Genomic DNA, 14,809 nt, shown 5'->3' on the forward strand with positions numbered 1-14,809 from the left:
TCGGAGTGCTCAGCTCGCTTGGAAGATCTGTCAGCCCCGTCGACGCTGGTGACGGCCATGATCAGCCCCTTCAACGGATATATGGGCGAGCGCTTCCCCATCGCTCCCGACTCGACGGCGGTCATGCTCGCTGGAGCGGTTCGATCGCAGCCACCTTCTGTCCCAGCGCACGCCTCTCAATCCGAAGCTCGTAGTGCATTTGCAGATTCATCCAGAACTCTGCCGAGGTACCGAAGTACTTGCTGAGCCGCAGGGCAGTGTCTGCCGTGATCCCCCGCTTGCCGTGGACGATCTCGTTGATGCGCCGCGGCGGCACCCCGATCGCCACCGCCAGCTTGTTCTGAGTGATGCCGAAGCCCTCGATGAAATCCTCCATGAGGATCTCCCCCGGGTGGATCGGATCGATCAGATCGTTCTCAGTGATAGCCGACGAGCTCGACATCATCCGCACCTCCTTCTCTCCAGACGAAACAGACGCGCCACTGGGCGTTCACCCGGATGCTGTGCTGACCGCGACGGTCCCCGACCAGCCGTTCCAAGCGGTTCCCCGGTGGGATCCGCAGATCCTCCACGTCGCTCGCCGCATGAATCAGTTCGAGCTTGCGCAGCGTCGCCCGCTGAAGCGGTCGATCAATTCCCTTCACGTACTGCTCGTGCCAGATTCGTTCGGTGCTCTTGTCGCCGAACGATCTGATCACCACGCCATCGTATAACGACTAACGTCAATAACGTTACACGTTAAACCAGAACTCCACCACGGCCATGACGTAGTCCTTGCCCTCCATGCGCACCTTGGCGGCGGCCATGACGCCAGACGCCGCGGGTCAGGTGGCGCTGCGGGCGTCTCTCAACGCGCGGAGCAACTCCTCATCCTGATCCGCCACCGCTGGGTCGGCCGCTCCGTCGGTGAGCAGCCGACGCCACCGTTCCAGGTCGAAATCCAGCGGCACCGTGCTGGTTATGAAGTCGTCGACGAGGTCGGCGAACCGTAGCGGGTCTTCACGGAACGGGAAATGACCGGAATCGACGAAGGTTTCCAGCCGCGAATGCGGCATAGCGGCGTGTGCGAGCTTGGCGTGCGAATACGGCAGCACCAGATCGTGGGTGCCCCAGACGATCATGATCGGGAGCCGTTCGGTGAGGTAGCTGCGGTCGAGCATGGTGACCATCTGCCCGCGCCAATCCACCACGGCGCGCAGCGTCCGCACGAACGCCGCCCGCTTGCTCGGCGAACTCAAATCACCGAGCACCCGCAGAATCTCGGGCAGATCGACCAGAAGCGCCGGCAGGTCCACCTTGTCGAGCTGCCCCCGAACCGTCCGGAGCGCTGTCTCCAATCCTGGCACTGAAAGTGCGGCCAGCGCCTGCGGTGCGGCCGGCAGCGACGCCAGCCGCAGGGCGGGGTTGACCCCGCGCGTCACACCGCCGGCAGCCACCAACACCAGCCGCTGAACCATCTGTGGGTACTGGTAGCAGAACTGCATCGCCACCCCGCCGCCCAAGGAGTGCCCGATGACCGTCACCTGATCAAAACTCAAGACCGACAGCAGATCTCGCATACCGTTGGCGAACGCGGCGACGGAATAGTCAGCACGCGGCTGATCCGAGAGCCCGTGACCGAGGAGATCCGGGGCGATCACCGTGTACTTCTGCGCCAGCAGCGGGATCAGCGGCTCCCAGGTCGACGAATTGTCTCCGATCCCGTGGATCAACAGCAGCGGCGGCCCGTCCCCGGCCACCCGATACGCCCGGAGATATCCGTGCACAGTTCGGTATTCGACTCGGACTGGATCATCCGAGACCGGCCGCAATCGCCGATCATCCGCAACCATCCGGTCCTCCCACCATCCGCAGCTACCGACAGCTAACCGCCGACCGGCCCGCTGCGCACCCGATGTTTCGAGGATTTAACGCGCGACCCGTTGAAAGTAACGTCAAGCCGCCATTGACGACCAACTCAGCCAGCCTCAATCGGGCGCGTGGGGTCAGTGCTGGCATTAGCGTGGACACGAAGGCTTCCTGGTTGATGAAGCGGTTTCTAGACAGCTCCACTTCACAACCGGAGGCCTTCACCTGTCTCAACGACCAGGCCAAAATCAACTCACTGCGGTACAACGTCCGTGGACACCACCGGGTGGCGGTGCCCGTGACAGCTATGCAACAGCGGCGAAACTGTTCATGGTTTCACCTCGCACGGCTGCCAAGTGGGCAGCTCGATACTGCGCAAAAAGTCCGGACGGGATGGCTGATCGCTCATTGCGGCCGCACCACAGCCCCGCCAAGACACCACCTGCGATAACTCGCCAGATCGTGCACCTGCGGTGGCGTCAACGCCTGGGACCGGTGCAGATCGCCGGCCAGTTGGCGATGCCGGCCTCGACGGTGCATGCGGTGTTGGTGCGCTGCCGAATCAACCGCCTCAACCACATCGACCACGTCACCGGTGAGCCGATTCGTCGCTACGAACACGGCCATCCCGGCTCGATGATTCACGTCGATGCAGGCCCTCGAAGTCGGTACCTGCCGCGTCGCCGGTCACCTGCCCGACTTCGAGACGCAAGCGACGGCCTGGCAGTCCGGCCAGCACCAGCCCGACTCGCTCGCCGCTGCGGTGTTGGCCTTTGACGTGCTGGCGCATTCGATCGGGCAGGCGTGGGGCTTCGTCTCCCCGATCGACACCGAACGCCGGATGCGCGAGGGCTGTGGTACACCACCGCCCGCGTGGATGACCCGACGTCTGGGCGGATGGCGAAGCGCGGTGATCACCGCGCGTCCGCAGTGATCGCGTAAGCTTCGCCGATGAAATCGGCCATCCTCATGCTGTTAGTGGCAGCTGTCGCCGTCTGCTCGGCAGCGTGTGGAGATAACCCGACCGCAGATCAGGCAGCCACCACGACCTCGCACAATCCCGATCCCGAGGGCAGCTACCTACAAGCGCTGAAAGTCCGGAACATCACGCTCCGATTCGCTGGCGAGGCTAGTGATAGTTCCAGCGTCAAATACGGTCGTAGCCTATGCGACCTGGCGCGGCGTAAGGGCACTCACTATGACCCTGTACCCGTGATCGTCGCCGATCACCATCTGAGCGACGAAGGTGCAAATGCTGTCTACCTAGCAGCCCACGATAACTTCTGCCCCAACGTCGCGCTCTATCAAGGCCCCGACCCCAATGCTCCTCACCCGACGGGCAGCACCATCCCAGGCGACGGCAAGTTCGGAGTTAGCTCCGAGGTCGAACCAGGAACCTACGTATCGCAACCATCCGTGGCCGGTCAGGTCTGCGTTTGGTCGCGGACTCGCGATCTCAGCGGAAGCGCCAGCTCAGTCATTGACCAAGGCGTGGAGGGCGGGCCAATCACCGTGACTATCCTGTCGACAGACGGAGCGTTTGGGTCGGTGAATTGTCAAACGTGGCAAAAGCTCAGCTAGCCGCTGGTCACACCGCATCCCAATCATCGTCGCCCTCGTCGTAGTAGTACCTCATCGGACGCTCGCCCAGCGCCGCCTCACGCTCGCCGTCGCTCATACAGGCATAGGTCTCGATCTGTTTGGCGATGCCCCGATTGATGCGAGTAATCGCGTTGTTGATGTCGCAGGGGGTGCCCTTGGGGCACTGGGTGCAGTGGCCCTTGTCGTCCACGATCATGTGGTCGATCGTCAGTTCAACGAGTGCCCGCCGACAACGGTTGCGGGCCTCGTAAAGCTCGCTCAGCGAGCGTTCTGGCTGGACCTCGGCGGGCTGGTTCGCTGCATCGAACCCATCGCCGGGATCGCCAGAGTCGGCTACGGCAACCTGCTCGACCAATTCGTTGTCGATCCGGTTCAGCGTGCGTCGGGTGCGGCACGGAGCTTCTTCATGGCAGCGTTTACACCGCCCAGTCCGTTCGTCGGGTACGTGCCCCTTCGCCAACTCCCCCAGCACGTGCCGCCACTGATCGAAAGCGCGCGACATCCGCTCGAACTCGGCGGCGTAGTCAACCGGCGGCTTGGGCGGCAGGGTGAGCCGCTTGGTCACCCTCGGCTGCTCGCGGATAGATCGAATGACCTGCTCACTGCGCCGGTCTGCGCTGACGTGTTCCAGCAGGGCCTTCTCGTCGTTGGCCGACAGCAGCGTGCCCCAGTCCTTTGCCCTGACCTTGGCCTTGGACCGGGCGGCGAGGAATTGGTTCCGGCTGAGCCCGTAGTGCTTGCAGAAGTCGCGGACGGAGCGGCGTAACGGTGGATCGTCGGGCAAGAGTCGACCTCCTGGTGCGTTGCCGCGACCAGACCTGATCGACCCCGATGTGACCGAACCCCTACGACGCAGGGTCGTTCACCCTCTAGGCTGTCGGTGGTATTCGCCAATACACGTCGAGCCCTGTCGGAGTCCGCTCCGGCAGGGCCTCGGCGTCTCGGTGGCAGTTCGTATGAGGCTGCCGCGCTGATCGTACGTCGGCGGTGCGACAACTACCGGGACGTCTGTGGACAACTTGGCTCACACCGGGACCGCTGAGGCACCCGTCACTGTCGGGGGTGTCCGGCATACTCCCGCGCATGACGGACACCTGGGAATCGCGTGATCTGCCCGTCCTCAAAGCAGCCGTCGAGCTTTACGAGGAGAAGGGCCGGGGTCCGCGCGTGAGCGCCATCAAAGCGCGAACCGGATTCGATGAGGACACGGTTCAGCGCGCCTTGCGCCTCCTCTACACCGAGCCCTATTTCGAAGAGGGCCGCACGGCGTCGGGCGTCGGATACATCGTGGTCGGCAAACCGACCAGCGCCGCCCTACGGGTCGCCGGGCAGTGGCCGACGCCTGAGACGCAAATCGAGCGGCTGATCGCGGCGTTCGAGGCCGTCGCCGACGACGAGTCGCGTCCCCAGGAAGAACGCAGCCGCGCTAAGAAGATCGGACTTTGGCTCACCGGCGCACTCCAACAGGTGGCCATCGGCGCGCTGAGCGGCGCGGGCGGCAACCTGATGACGGGCAACTAGCGCCGGTCAGTCGTCGTCCTCATCGCTTAGTGACTCATGGCTGCCGCCCGGCCCACTGAGTGGGTTCGACAGTGCACTCACGAACCCGTGCGCTGCATGGTCGGCACCGTGTGGAAGGTCGGCCAGATAGTCGTTGACCCGCCACACCGCGTCGGCGAACTTCTCCTCGGTCGCGCTGATGAGATAGTCCTGCCGGTCGTCATCAACCCGGTCGGGATCAGCGGGCGTCAGGTTCTTAAGTTCGTCGCCGAGACCGTGAATTGCGACGTTCGCCTGCCCCCACGCCAACTGATCGTGGGTCCACCGCACCAGGCGGACCACCTTCCGTTCGTCAGCCATGCGCTCCATTGTGCTGGTCGGGATCACCGGCCAGACGGGATAGGCCGCCTGATATCAGCAGACATTTACACGTTGAACCGGAACTCCACCACGTGGTTGCGGAACATCGCCCACAACCCCCTTACGAATCCAGCGGCTCGCTGCTGCGCTCCAAGGTCAGAATCTCCCCCAGTGCGATGTAGGTCTGAAGGAAAACGAAGCGAGCTTCATCCACAGTGACCTCGGCGTGCGTTCCCGCAGAGCACCGGCCGTAAAGATCAGCGACAGTGCGCCGAAGTCGGTCTCGGCGACTCTTAGTGATACCGCACTGGTGGGTGTACGCCTGCAAGCGGTTAAGGACGTTTTGCGGTCCTACTTGCAGCGTGGCCTCCTCGCCAATCGCGTAGGGCTCCGACTGAGCGGGGAAAACGTGGTCAGCGCATGAGTCGATCAGCCGCCGACACGTCGTCAGGGCTTGGCTGATGGATTCCGGGTCACCGTCCCGGAGCCGGTCCGAAACACGCTCAATCTTGTCGAGGCTTGACCCGCTAGCGGCCGAGAGTGAGCCATCCACCTTCGTTTGCGTGTCAGCGAACAGCGTTGCTTGCAGCTCGCTGAACAGCAATGCGTGGTAGATCTCAACCACTATGTCGTAGATCGTGGCGACGACCTGACCACTAATGCCGGACCAGATGGCGAGCTCTCTCGTAGCAGTGCCGATGCGCTGGTCATGCTCTCTGGCGGCGATTGCCGCATTATCGCCCGAATAGTTGCCGCCGCCCCGCAGAGCCTCAAGTGCCTGGCGCCTGCTTTCGAGATTGGCGTCGATCTTCGCGATCGACTGGAAGAAGAACTTGCCTTCGTTGTCGATCGACCATCGTCCGGACCGGTCAATCCACTTTTCCGCGGAACCGTCCGCAGGATAACCGCTTCGCTCGTAGGCGAGGAACTCGGTCAGGGCCTCGTGCCCCACGAGTCGGGCCACACTGCTCGCCTTCAATACAATCTCAGAGGCTTTGAGACGTTTTAGCTCGATATCCGCCAACAGCTCCTCGGCGACGCGCAGCGCTTCCTCTTGCCTTCCCATGGCCCCAGCTAGGCTTTCTTCTGCTGTCCAGACGTTGCTTGGAACCGGAACTCCACCACGTCCCCGTCGGCCATGACGTAGTCCTTGCCCTCCATACGCACCTTGCCGGCGGCCTTGGCGGCGGCCATCGAACCGGCCTCCACGAGATCGTCGTAGGAGACCACCTCGGCCTTGATGAAGCCCTTCTCGAAGTCGGTGTGGATCACCCCGGCCGCCTTGGGCGCGGTGTCGCCCTGGTGGATGGTCCAGGCCCGCGCCTCCTTCGGTCCGGCGGTCAGGTAGGTCTGCAATTTCAGGGTGTGGAACCCGGCCCGCGCCAGGGCATCCAGACCCCGCTCGGTCTGCCCGATCGACTCCAGCAGCTCCATTGCCGACTCGTCGTCCAACTCGGCGAGCTCGGCTTCGATCTTGGCGTCGAGGAAGACCGCGTCGGCCGGGGCCACCAGCTCACGCAGAGACGCCACCCGCGCCTCGTCGGTGAGCACCGACTCGTCGGCGTTGAACACGTACAGGAACGGCTTGGTGGTCAGCAGGTTCAGTTCGCGCAGCGGCGCGGTGTCCACCCCGGCCGCGAACAGGGTCTGTCCACTGTCGAGGATCGCCGCAGCCGCCACGGCCGCGTCGAGCATCGGCTTGCGGTCCTTGTTGTTGCGGGCTTCCTTCTCCAGCCGGGGTATCGCACGCTCCAGGGTCTGCATGTCGGCCAGGATCAGCTCGGTGGCGATCACCTCGATATCGGCCTCGGGGTCCACCTTGCCGTCGACGTGCACCACGTCGTCGTCGGCGAAGACCCGCACCACCTGGCAGATGGCGTCACACTCGCGGATGTTGGCCAGGAACTTGTTGCCCAGACCCGCACCCTCCGAGGCGCCCTTGACGATGCCGGCGATGTCGACGAACGTCACCGGCGCCGGCAGGATCCGCTCGGATCCGAAGATCTCCGCCAGCTTGGCGAGCCGGGGATCGGGCAGCGGCACCACGCCCTCATTGGGCTCGATCGTCGCGAACGGGTAGTTGGCGGCCAACACATCGTTGCGGGTCAGCGCGTTGAACAGGGTCGACTTACCGACATTGGGCAACCCCACGATTCCCAGGCTCAGGCTCACAGGGAGCCAAGTCTAACGATCCTCGCCGGGCGTGCCGCCGTACGCACCTGCCATCGCCAGCCGGTACCGTCAGTGTGTGGCAGCACAGCGGAAGAACTCGGCGGTGGCGGCTGACCACCGGTCGATCCTTCCCAGCGTCGCCGGTTTGCCGTGGTGGAGCGCCGTGGCGGTGGCGGTGGTCGCGACCGCGGTCGGAGTCGCGTTCGACGCCGGGTCCGGCGACAAGGAGCTGACCACCATCTTCTCCGCGCTGTACGTGATGGGCTGTGTCGCGGCGGTGCTCATGGTGCAGCAATCGGCGGTGTTCACGACGGTCATCCAGCCGCCGCTGATCCTGTTCGTCACGGTGCCGACCGCATACTGGCTGTTCCGCGGTGCGGGCTTTCCCGGGCTCAAGGCCATCGTCATCAACTGCGGTTATCCACTGATCGAACGATTCCCGCTGATGCTGTTCACGGCGGCCGCCGTGCTGTTGATCGGAATGGTTCGCTGGTATCTCGGGATGCTGGCCGGCACCGCGACACGCGACGCCGACGACCACACGCCCCGCCGCTCCACGCTCACCGACAAACTCGGCGCCATGCTCACCTCGGCGCTCAACCGCAACCCCGCCCACGCCATCGAGCCGTCGACCTCACGTGCCGAACGCGGGCAGCGCCCGGGCGGGCGTCCCCGCCGAGCCACCGCGGAGTCCCGTCGCGCTGCGCGGGAAGCCGCCTCGGGCCGGTCCCGTCCCCGCTCCACCGAGCGCCGGGGCGCCGCCAAAGCCGCGGCCCCCACCCGCTCCCGGCACGTCCGGCCGGCGATGGACGGCCCGGCGGCGGAGCGTCCGCGGCAGCGACGCCCGGCAGCCGAGCTGCGCGACGAGCCGTTGCGGCGGCGGCCCCGCCCCGACGTCCACGACGAGCGCATACCCCGACGGCGACCGGTGCCCGAGTGGCAGGATGAGCCGCCGCGGCGCCGTCCGCGTCCACCCCAGGACTCCCCGCGTGAACCCATGCCGCGGGCCAATCGGGATCCCCGCACCCGTGGGTATCGGCCCGCTGAGGCGTCCGAACCGCTGCCCCGACGTCGGCAGGCACCAGCGGGTGCCCCGAGCCGTGACAACGGCACCCGCCACCCCGTCTCCCAGGTGCGTTACCGGAAGGCCGCCGGCGACGAATCCGGCCCGCAGCCCCGCACCCGGCCCCGCCAACCGCGCGGCGAGGCCGACTCCTGGGAATACGACATCTGACCCGATGGCGCCGACCCGCCGCGCCCGGCTGACGCCGCGCTCGCGATCGACGCTAGCGGCGGTCCGGCCGGATCTCGCGCGGCAGGGCGAACACCAGCGTCTCGTTGGCCGTCGCCACCGGGTACACCTTCCCGTAGCCATGCTCGGCCAGCCGCTCCAGCACGCCGCGGACCAGGATCTCCGGCACCGACGCACCCGAGGTGACGCCGATGGTCTGCACCTGGCCGGCCTCCGGGTCCAGCCACGACGGGTCGATGTCCTCGGCGTAGTCGACCAGATGAGCGGCACCCGCGCCGGCACCCAGCGCCACCTCGACCAGCCGGCAGGAGTTCGAGGAGTTGCGTGATCCCACCACGATCACCAGCTCGCACTCTGGGGCCATCGCCTTGACCGCGGTCTGCCGGTTCTGGGTGGCGTAGCAGATGTCGTCGCTGGGCGGGTCCTGCAGGTTCGGGAACCGCTCGCGCAGCTTCACCACGGTCTGCATGGTCTCGTCGACGCTGAGGGTGGTCTGCGACAGCCACACCACCTTGTTCTCGTCGCGGACGGTCACCGCGGCCACAGCATCTAAGCCGTCGACCAGCTGCACGTCGTCGGGCGCCTCACCGATGATCCCGACGACCTCCTCATGGCCGGCGTGGCCGATCAGCAGGATGTCGTAGCCGTCCCGGGCGAACCGTTTGGCCTCGTTGTGCACCTTGGTCACCAGGGGGCAGGTCGCGTCGATCACCCGCAGACTGCGGTCGGCAGCGGATTCGTGCACGGTCGGGGCCACGCCGTGGGCGGAGAACACCACCATCGCGCCTTCGGGCACCTCGTCGGTCTCGTGAACGAAAACCGCGCCCTTGTTCGTCAGGGTGTCCACCACATGCTTGTTGTGCACGATCTCGTGCCGGACGTAGACGGGTGCGCCGTGCTTCTCCAGCGCCCGCTCCACCGTCTCGACCGCCCGGTCCACACCCGCGCAGTACCCGCGCGGCTCGGCCAGCAGCACGCGCTTACCGATGTGGGCTGCGGTGGCGACCGGCGTCCCTGAACTGGCTGAACTACCAGGGATCCCCAAGTCGACGGTCGGCGGCATGGCAACCAGCGTACGGTCTGCCGACATGAGACCGCCAGCTCGCACCCGGCACATCAATACTTGGAGATGACCGCCCAGGTAAGGCAGGCTGGGGGCCATGGCAACTGCACCATTTGGAGTCCGGCTTCTGGTAGGCGCCGCAACCGTCGCGGTCGAGGAGACCCTGAAGCTGCCGCAAACCATCCTGACCTACCCGATGACGCTGGCCAGTCAGGCCGCGCACGCGGTGATGCGCTGGCAGCAGGGTGTCGCTGAGCTGGTCAACAAGGGCGACTCCACCCTTGAGTCGCTCTTTCCGCCCAAGGACGAGCAGCCGGAGTGGGCGACCTTCGACGACGACGTCGACGACACCCTCGACGGAGCCGGCGCGGTGTTCGACGACGACCCAGGACAGCGCACCGAGGGGCGCTTCGCCCTGTACTCGTTCAGCGACGACGGCACCACCCCGCCCACCGGTTCCGCGTCCGGATCGGCCAAGGATGCCGACCCAGACGTGGCAGTCCCCGACCTGGTCGACGAACTCGACTACGGCACGCTGACCCTGGCCCAGTTGCGGGCCCGGCTGGCGTCACTGAGCCTCGACGAGCTGGAGACCCTGCTCGCCTACGAAGGGGCCACCAAGGCACGTGCACCGTTCCAGACGCTGCTGGCCAACAGGATCACCCGCACAACCGCGAAGTGACCGCCCCAGCGCCGGGGGAATCCGCGGAGAACCCATTCCCGGTCCGCGCGGTCGCCATCCGGGTCAAGGGCTGGATCGACCGGCTGGGATCGGTGTGGGTGGAGGGTCAGCTGACCCAGATCAACCTGCGTCCCGGGGTGCGCACGGTGTTCATGGTGCTGCGGGACCCCGCCGCCGACATGTCGCTGACGGTGACGTGCAGCCCCGAGCTGGTGGCCGGAGCGCCGGTCAAGCTGACCGAGGGCACCCAGGTGGTGGTCTGCGGCAGACCCAACTTCTACACCGCCCGCGGCACCTTCTCACTACGGCTCAGCGAGATCCGCGCTGTCGGGATCGGTGAACTGCTGGCCCGCATCGAGCGGCTGCGCCGGCTGCTGGACGCCGAAGGATTGTTCGACCCCCGCCTCAAACGACCCCTCCCGTTCCTGCCGGGCACGATCGGCCTGATCACCGGACGGGCCAGTGCCGCCGAACACGATGTGATGACGGTGGCCGGCGCCCGGTGGCCGGCGGTGCGCTTCGCGGTGCGCAACACCGCGGTGCAGGGACCCACCGCCGTCGCCCAGATGGTCGAGGCGCTGCGCGACTTGGACGCCGACCCGGAGGTGGAGGTGATCGTGCTGGCCCGCGGCGGCGGCAGCGTCGAGGACCTGCTGCCGTTCTCCGACGAGACCCTGTGCCGGGCGATCTCGGCGTGCCGCACCCCGGTGGTGAGCGCGATCGGTCACGAGCCCGACAACCCACTGTGTGACCTGGTCGCCGACCTGCGGGCCGCCACCCCCACCGACGCGGCCAAGAAGATCGTTCCGGACGCCGCCGCCGAGCAGGCGCTGGTGGACGACCTGCGCCGGCGCAGCGCCCAGGCCGTGCGCCACTGGGTGGTCCGTGAAGACCGGATGCTGGCACAGTTGCGCAGCCGCCCGGTGCTGGCCGACCCGCTGCGCGCGTTGACCGAGCGCGGCGAAGAGGTGCGGCGCGCGCTGGCGGCGGTGCGCCGCGACGTCACCCGGCTGATCGCCGCGCAGACCGAACGGGTGGGGCACCTGTCGGCGCGGCTGGCTACCCTGGGCCCGGCCGCTACATTGGCGCGCGGCTATGCGGTTGTCCAGACCGTGGGCGCCGGTGGGCCGCACGTGCTGCGGTCGGTCGAGGATGCGGCGGCCGGCACCCGGTTGCGCATCCGGGTGGCTGACGGAGCGGTCGCGGCGACGAGTGAGGGGCGACTTCTTGAAGGACCCAGCGATGGCAGCTGAGCAAACCGATCCGGTGACACCCGTTAGCGAGCTCGGGTATGAGCAGTGCCGTGACGAGCTGATCGATGTGGTGCAGCGGCTGGAACAGGGCGGGTTGGATCTCGACGCTTCGCTGAGCCTCTGGGAAAGGGGCGAGCAGCTGGCCAAGCGGTGTGAAGAGCACTTAGCCGGTGCCCGGCAGCGCGTACAGGACGTGCTGGACTCCGCACCCGGCGACGACGGTCGGGTGTGACCTACACGTCGGAAGCCCGCGAGAACTGAAACACGTTCAGTTATGCTCGCCCGATGGGTGATCCATCACAGACAACACAGCGTGATCCATCACTGACAACGGAGCTCGGCCGGGTACTGGTGACCGGGGGTTCCGGCTTCGTCGGAACCAATTTCGTCAAGACGCTGCTTGAGCGCGGCTACCAGGTGCGGTCCTTCGACCGGGCGCCGTCGCCGCTGGCCGACCACCCCAACCTCGAGAAGGTGGAAGGCGACATCTGCAACCCGGAGACGGTGGCCGCGGCGGTCTCAGACATCGACACCGTGTTCCACACCGCCGCGATCATCGATCTGCAGGGCGGCGCGAAAGTCACCGACGAGATCCGGCGGCGCAGCTTTGCGGTCAACGTCGACGGCACCAAGAACCTGGTTCAGGCCGGGCAGCTGGCCGGGGTGAAGCGGTTCGTCTACACCGCGTCGAACAGCGTCGTGATGGGCGGTAAGGCCATCTCGGGCGGCGACGAGACCATGGCCTACACCACCAAGTACAACGACCTCTACACCGAGACCAAGGTGGTCGCCGAGAAATTCGTGCTGGGCGAAAACGGTGTTGGCGGCATGCTGACCTGTTCGATTCGCCCGTCGGGGATTTGGGGCGACGGGGACCAGACCATGTTCCGCAAGCTGTTTGAAAGCGTGGTCGCCGGTCACGTCAAAGTCCTCATCGGCAGCAAGCGCGCTAAGCTCGACAACTCCTACGTGCACAACCTGATTCATGGTTTCATCCTGGCCGCAGAACACCTGGTGCCGGGCGGATCGGCACCCGGCCAGGCCTACTTCATCAACGACGGTGAACCGATCAACATGTTCGAGTTCGCCCGGCCGGTCATGGAAGCCTGCGGCGAGCACTGGCCACGGCTCCGGGTTTCCGGCCGGATGGTGCGCGACGCGATGGTGGGCTGGCAGTGGATGCACTTCCGGTTCGGCCTGCCCGAGCCGCTGTTGGAACCCGGTGCGGTAGAACGGCTTTACCTGAACAACTATTTCTCGATCGAGAAGGCCCGTCGCGACCTCGGCTACCAACCGCTGTTCACGACCGAACAGGCCATGGCCGACTGCCTGCCGTACTACAAAGAGCTCTTCGCACGGATCAAGGCCGAAGCGCATCCGCACCTGGCGACTGTGGTCGCCGAGCCCCACCCGGAGTAGCGCCGGGCCGTTAACGGGAGGTTCTGCGGCGAAGTCTGTGTCCGGCTACGGGTCAGCGGTGACACGATAGCGACGTGGTGTGCGGTTCCTGCGGCACCGAGCTGCCGGCGAGCTTCAAGTTCTGCCACGAGTACGGAACGGCCGTTTCGGCTGCCGCGCCACCGGCCGAGTACAAACAGGTGACGGCGCCGCGCTCTCATGGCCCTCCTGTTCACCGGCAGCAGGGACGACGCCTTCAGCAGTGCGCCACTGCACTTTCAGCCCGGCCTTGGCGCAGCACCACCGAATGGATCTCGACGGCTACCGCGATACGGCGAAATCGCCTGGCGCGGAAGCCCATATCGACAGCGCCGAGTTGACGCCCTGATGGCGAGCGGCAGTTGGTATCAGCGACCGAGCCGCCCGCCGGCGTCTCCGTTGCCGATCAGATCCCGCCCGAACAGGATGTCAAACGGCTCATTGATCACCTGTAGGAACAACGCGCTGTTCGGATCGTCAAGGAAGTCCTGACCCATCGGATGCAGCGTCACGTATAGATCCTGAAACGGGTCCGATGCGACCGCCTGCAGGCTCAGTGCAGTCGACGACATCTCCAGTCCCCAGGCTGGATCCACCAGATCGTCGATCCAGCCGAACGGGTCAGCGTTCGCCTCCGGCGAGCCGGCCAACGGCGCCATCCCGAATGCCAGAAGACGCCCAAGGCCGTTCCCGCCCCGAACGCACGGCGGTACGACCTGGCCTTGGTCACTTGAGACTTTGGACGAGACATCGGGACTCCTTCACCTGGCGTTCCCGGTGTCGAACGGTGATCAAGGCATGAGACTCATCAGAACGTGGTCCAGTTCGGGATCCAGTTCCAGAATCGGGATGATCGACAGCACGGCACCGGGATCCAGCACCGCACTCGGACCCTCGAGCACAACGACAGGTTCCAACAGCCCAGCTGCACCGCTGAACAGCGCGCTCATGTCGTCAAGGCCCGCGCTGTCCCCCAAGGCAGTGGCCACGGCAGGCTCGGCAGGATCGATGTCACCCGGCAGCGTCGCTTCGTGGAGATCTTGCAGGCCGGTCGCCAATCCATCAGCTTCCGCGGGATGCGGCAAGATCCCACCTAGCATCAACAAGAACGAGACGATCCCTACGACACTGAAAATAGGGCCGATAATCGGAATGCTCGCCAGGCCGTTGATCAGCCCGAACCAAGCGTTGATGGGGTCGCCGGTCAACAGCAGATTCCACCATTGCTCCCAGTACGCGGGATCGAAGAATTGGGGGATGTCCGCGTCGGCGGGGCTCGGCAGCGCCGCCTCGACCGTTGGGCTCAAGGCTCCGGCATCAGGCGTCAGGATGCCGGCAACCGAGTCCACCAACGGCCCGGCACCGGCACCGAGGCTGTTGACTGCCGCATCGACGGGGTCGACCAAGTCGACGACGTCCCAGGCAGCGGCAAGTTCGACGACGGGCTGGCCGATATCGGGCGCGGCCGGCGGAGTGACATGGATCAGGCCGGCACCGATCACGGCGACGCCGGCCGTGACATAGGGACGAAGCGACAGCTGCACAACCATCTCCTTCGGTGGGCGGCCAACGGTTCCTCACCGTTGGCTATCGTCTCGGAGCATTTCGCTGACCGGAACTGTGACGCGCAATCGGCGCGG

Annotated in this window: 18 protein-coding genes and 1 pseudogene; 9 read left to right on the forward strand and 10 right to left on the reverse strand. The window is 65.9% G+C overall.

The genetic code is table 11. The features are described from left to right. Nucleotides 1-121: 121 nt before the first annotated feature. The 3 genes from AWC16_RS16680 to AWC16_RS16690 all read right to left on the reverse strand — a co-directional run bounded on the left by AWC16_RS16680 (nt 122) and on the right by AWC16_RS16690 (nt 1,832). Nucleotides 122-442 (reverse strand): HigA family addiction module antitoxin, encoded by a 321-nt coding sequence (locus AWC16_RS16680; protein ID WP_085265856.1) that lies wholly within the window; start codon nt 440-442, stop codon nt 122-124. Beyond that, complete coding sequence (locus AWC16_RS16685) at nt 417-698, reverse strand: type II toxin-antitoxin system RelE/ParE family toxin (protein ID WP_085265898.1); 282 nt, start codon at nt 696-698, stop codon at nt 417-419. Before AWC16_RS16685 ends, AWC16_RS16680 begins: the two co-directional genes overlap by 26 nt. 126 nt (nt 699-824) lie before the next feature. After that, nucleotides 825-1,832: an alpha/beta fold hydrolase gene (locus tag AWC16_RS16690; protein ID WP_085265857.1), complete on the reverse strand. Its 1,008-nt coding sequence runs from the start codon at nt 1,830-1,832 to the stop codon at nt 825-827. 331 nt (nt 1,833-2,163) lie between these two features. Here AWC16_RS16690 and AWC16_RS16695 point away from each other — a divergent pair. The 3 genes and pseudogenes from AWC16_RS16695 to AWC16_RS23940 all read left to right on the forward strand — a co-directional run. After that, nucleotides 2,164-2,571 (forward strand): annotated as a pseudogene (locus tag AWC16_RS16695) (leucine zipper domain-containing protein); the annotation flags it as partial. Beyond that, nucleotides 2,498-2,782 (forward strand): hypothetical protein, encoded by a 285-nt coding sequence (locus AWC16_RS23580; protein ID WP_109561459.1) that lies wholly within the window; start codon nt 2,498-2,500, stop codon nt 2,780-2,782. The pseudogene AWC16_RS16695 and the gene AWC16_RS23580, both read left to right, overlap by 74 nt. 17 nt (nt 2,783-2,799) lie before the next feature. Beyond that, nucleotides 2,800-3,429 (forward strand): DUF732 domain-containing protein, encoded by a 630-nt coding sequence (locus AWC16_RS23940; RefSeq protein ID WP_133055957.1) that lies wholly within the window; start codon nt 2,800-2,802, stop codon nt 3,427-3,429. 7 nt (nt 3,430-3,436) lie between these two features. Here the strand turns inward: AWC16_RS23940 and AWC16_RS16700 are convergent, their stop codons facing one another. After that, nucleotides 3,437-4,234: a hypothetical protein gene (locus AWC16_RS16700; RefSeq protein WP_085265858.1), complete on the reverse strand. Its 798-nt coding sequence runs from the start codon at nt 4,232-4,234 to the stop codon at nt 3,437-3,439. A gap of 299 nt (nt 4,235-4,533) precedes the next feature. Between AWC16_RS16700 and AWC16_RS16705 the strand changes: the two genes are divergently transcribed. Further along, entirely contained in the window at nt 4,534-4,971 is a 438-nt protein-coding gene (locus tag AWC16_RS16705) for a hypothetical protein (protein ID WP_085265859.1), read from the forward strand. A 6-nt stretch (nt 4,972-4,977) separates the two neighbouring features. On the opposite strand, the gene AWC16_RS16710 is transcribed toward AWC16_RS16705, so the two are convergent. From AWC16_RS16710 to ychF, 3 genes are all read right to left on the reverse strand, one after another. Continuing rightward, nucleotides 4,978-5,310 carry a hypothetical protein gene (locus tag AWC16_RS16710; RefSeq protein ID WP_133055958.1) on the reverse strand — a complete coding sequence of 111 codons (333 nt, stop codon included), beginning with the start codon at nt 5,308-5,310 and terminating at the stop codon, nt 4,978-4,980. 121 nt (nt 5,311-5,431) lie between these two features. Continuing rightward, nucleotides 5,432-6,376, reverse strand: coding sequence for an AbiTii domain-containing protein (locus AWC16_RS16715; protein ID WP_085265861.1), 945 nt, complete (start codon nt 6,374-6,376; stop codon nt 5,432-5,434). Between the two features lie 8 nt (nt 6,377-6,384). Next, nucleotides 6,385-7,482 (reverse strand): redox-regulated ATPase YchF, encoded by a 1,098-nt coding sequence (gene ychF, locus AWC16_RS16720; RefSeq protein WP_085265862.1) that lies wholly within the window; start codon nt 7,480-7,482, stop codon nt 6,385-6,387. A 76-nt stretch (nt 7,483-7,558) separates the two neighbouring features. Between ychF and AWC16_RS16725 the strand changes: the two genes are divergently transcribed. Next, entirely contained in the window at nt 7,559-8,716 is a 1,158-nt protein-coding gene (locus tag AWC16_RS16725; protein ID WP_085265863.1) for a DUF6542 domain-containing protein, read from the forward strand. Nucleotides 8,717-8,768: 52 nt separating this feature from the next. Here AWC16_RS16725 and AWC16_RS16730 read toward each other — a convergent pair whose 3' ends face one another. Continuing rightward, a complete protein-coding gene (locus AWC16_RS16730) occupies nt 8,769-9,797 on the reverse strand; it encodes a 4-hydroxy-3-methylbut-2-enyl diphosphate reductase (protein ID WP_085265899.1) in 1,029 nt (342 codons plus the stop codon). Nucleotides 9,798-9,894: 97 nt separating this feature from the next. Between AWC16_RS16730 and AWC16_RS16735 the strand changes: the two genes are divergently transcribed. Genes AWC16_RS16735 through AWC16_RS16750 form a run of 4 tightly spaced genes read left to right on the forward strand, consistent with a single transcriptional unit; the run spans nt 9,895 to nt 13,151 of the window. Further along, nucleotides 9,895-10,479 (forward strand): lipid droplet-associated protein, encoded by a 585-nt coding sequence (locus AWC16_RS16735; protein ID WP_085265864.1) that lies wholly within the window; start codon nt 9,895-9,897, stop codon nt 10,477-10,479. Then, on the forward strand, nt 10,476-11,732 hold the full coding sequence (gene xseA / locus AWC16_RS16740; RefSeq protein ID WP_085265865.1) for an exodeoxyribonuclease VII large subunit: 1,257 nt from the start codon (nt 10,476-10,478) through the stop codon (nt 11,730-11,732). The genes AWC16_RS16735 and xseA overlap by 4 nt, the downstream gene beginning before the upstream one ends. Beyond that, nucleotides 11,722-11,964, forward strand: a complete 243-nt coding sequence (locus tag AWC16_RS16745) for an exodeoxyribonuclease VII small subunit (protein WP_085265866.1) — start codon at nt 11,722-11,724, stop codon at nt 11,962-11,964. Before xseA ends, AWC16_RS16745 begins: the two co-directional genes overlap by 11 nt. 53 nt (nt 11,965-12,017) lie before the next feature. Then, nucleotides 12,018-13,151 carry a 3-beta-hydroxysteroid dehydrogenase gene (locus AWC16_RS16750; protein ID WP_085265867.1) on the forward strand — a complete coding sequence of 378 codons (1,134 nt, stop codon included), beginning with the start codon at nt 12,018-12,020 and terminating at the stop codon, nt 13,149-13,151. Between the two features lie 386 nt (nt 13,152-13,537). Here AWC16_RS16750 and AWC16_RS16755 read toward each other — a convergent pair whose 3' ends face one another. Then, nucleotides 13,538-13,828: a hypothetical protein gene (locus AWC16_RS16755; protein WP_085265868.1), complete on the reverse strand. Its 291-nt coding sequence runs from the start codon at nt 13,826-13,828 to the stop codon at nt 13,538-13,540. Nucleotides 13,829-13,960: 132 nt separating this feature from the next. Continuing rightward, a complete protein-coding gene (locus tag AWC16_RS16760; protein WP_133055959.1) occupies nt 13,961-14,713 on the reverse strand; it encodes a hypothetical protein in 753 nt (250 codons plus the stop codon). Nucleotides 14,714-14,809: the final 96 nt, after the last annotated feature.

This window comes from Mycolicibacter longobardus, assembly GCF_002102265.1.
Lineage (GTDB): Bacteria > Actinomycetota > Actinomycetes > Mycobacteriales > Mycobacteriaceae > Mycobacterium > Mycobacterium longobardum.

Excerpts from the sequence above, each read along its gene's own strand:
- AWC16_RS16690 (WP_085265857.1), bottom strand. The coding sequence starts at position 1,832 with ATGGTTGCGGATGATCGGCGATTGCGGCCGGTCTCGGATGATCCAGTC.
- AWC16_RS16710 (WP_133055958.1), bottom strand. The coding sequence starts at position 5,310 with ATGGCTGACGAACGGAAGGTGGTCCGCCTGGTGCGGTGGACCCACGAT.
- AWC16_RS16680 (WP_085265856.1), bottom strand. The coding sequence starts at position 442 with ATGTCGAGCTCGTCGGCTATCACTGAGAACGATCTGATCGATCCGATC.
- AWC16_RS16735 (WP_085265864.1), top strand. The coding sequence starts at position 9,895 with ATGGCAACTGCACCATTTGGAGTCCGGCTTCTGGTAGGCGCCGCAACC.
- AWC16_RS16715 (WP_085265861.1), bottom strand. The coding sequence starts at position 6,376 with ATGGGAAGGCAAGAGGAAGCGCTGCGCGTCGCCGAGGAGCTGTTGGCG.
- AWC16_RS23580 (WP_109561459.1), top strand. The coding sequence starts at position 2,498 with ATGCAGGCCCTCGAAGTCGGTACCTGCCGCGTCGCCGGTCACCTGCCC.
- AWC16_RS16745 (WP_085265866.1), top strand. The coding sequence starts at position 11,722 with ATGGCAGCTGAGCAAACCGATCCGGTGACACCCGTTAGCGAGCTCGGG.
- AWC16_RS16755 (WP_085265868.1), bottom strand. The coding sequence starts at position 13,828 with ATGGCGCCGTTGGCCGGCTCGCCGGAGGCGAACGCTGACCCGTTCGGC.
- AWC16_RS16750 (WP_085265867.1), top strand. The coding sequence starts at position 12,018 with ATGGGTGATCCATCACAGACAACACAGCGTGATCCATCACTGACAACG.
- AWC16_RS16730 (WP_085265899.1), bottom strand. The coding sequence starts at position 9,797 with ATGCCGCCGACCGTCGACTTGGGGATCCCTGGTAGTTCAGCCAGTTCA.
- AWC16_RS16705 (WP_085265859.1), top strand. The coding sequence starts at position 4,534 with ATGACGGACACCTGGGAATCGCGTGATCTGCCCGTCCTCAAAGCAGCC.
- AWC16_RS23940 (WP_133055957.1), top strand. The coding sequence starts at position 2,800 with ATGAAATCGGCCATCCTCATGCTGTTAGTGGCAGCTGTCGCCGTCTGC.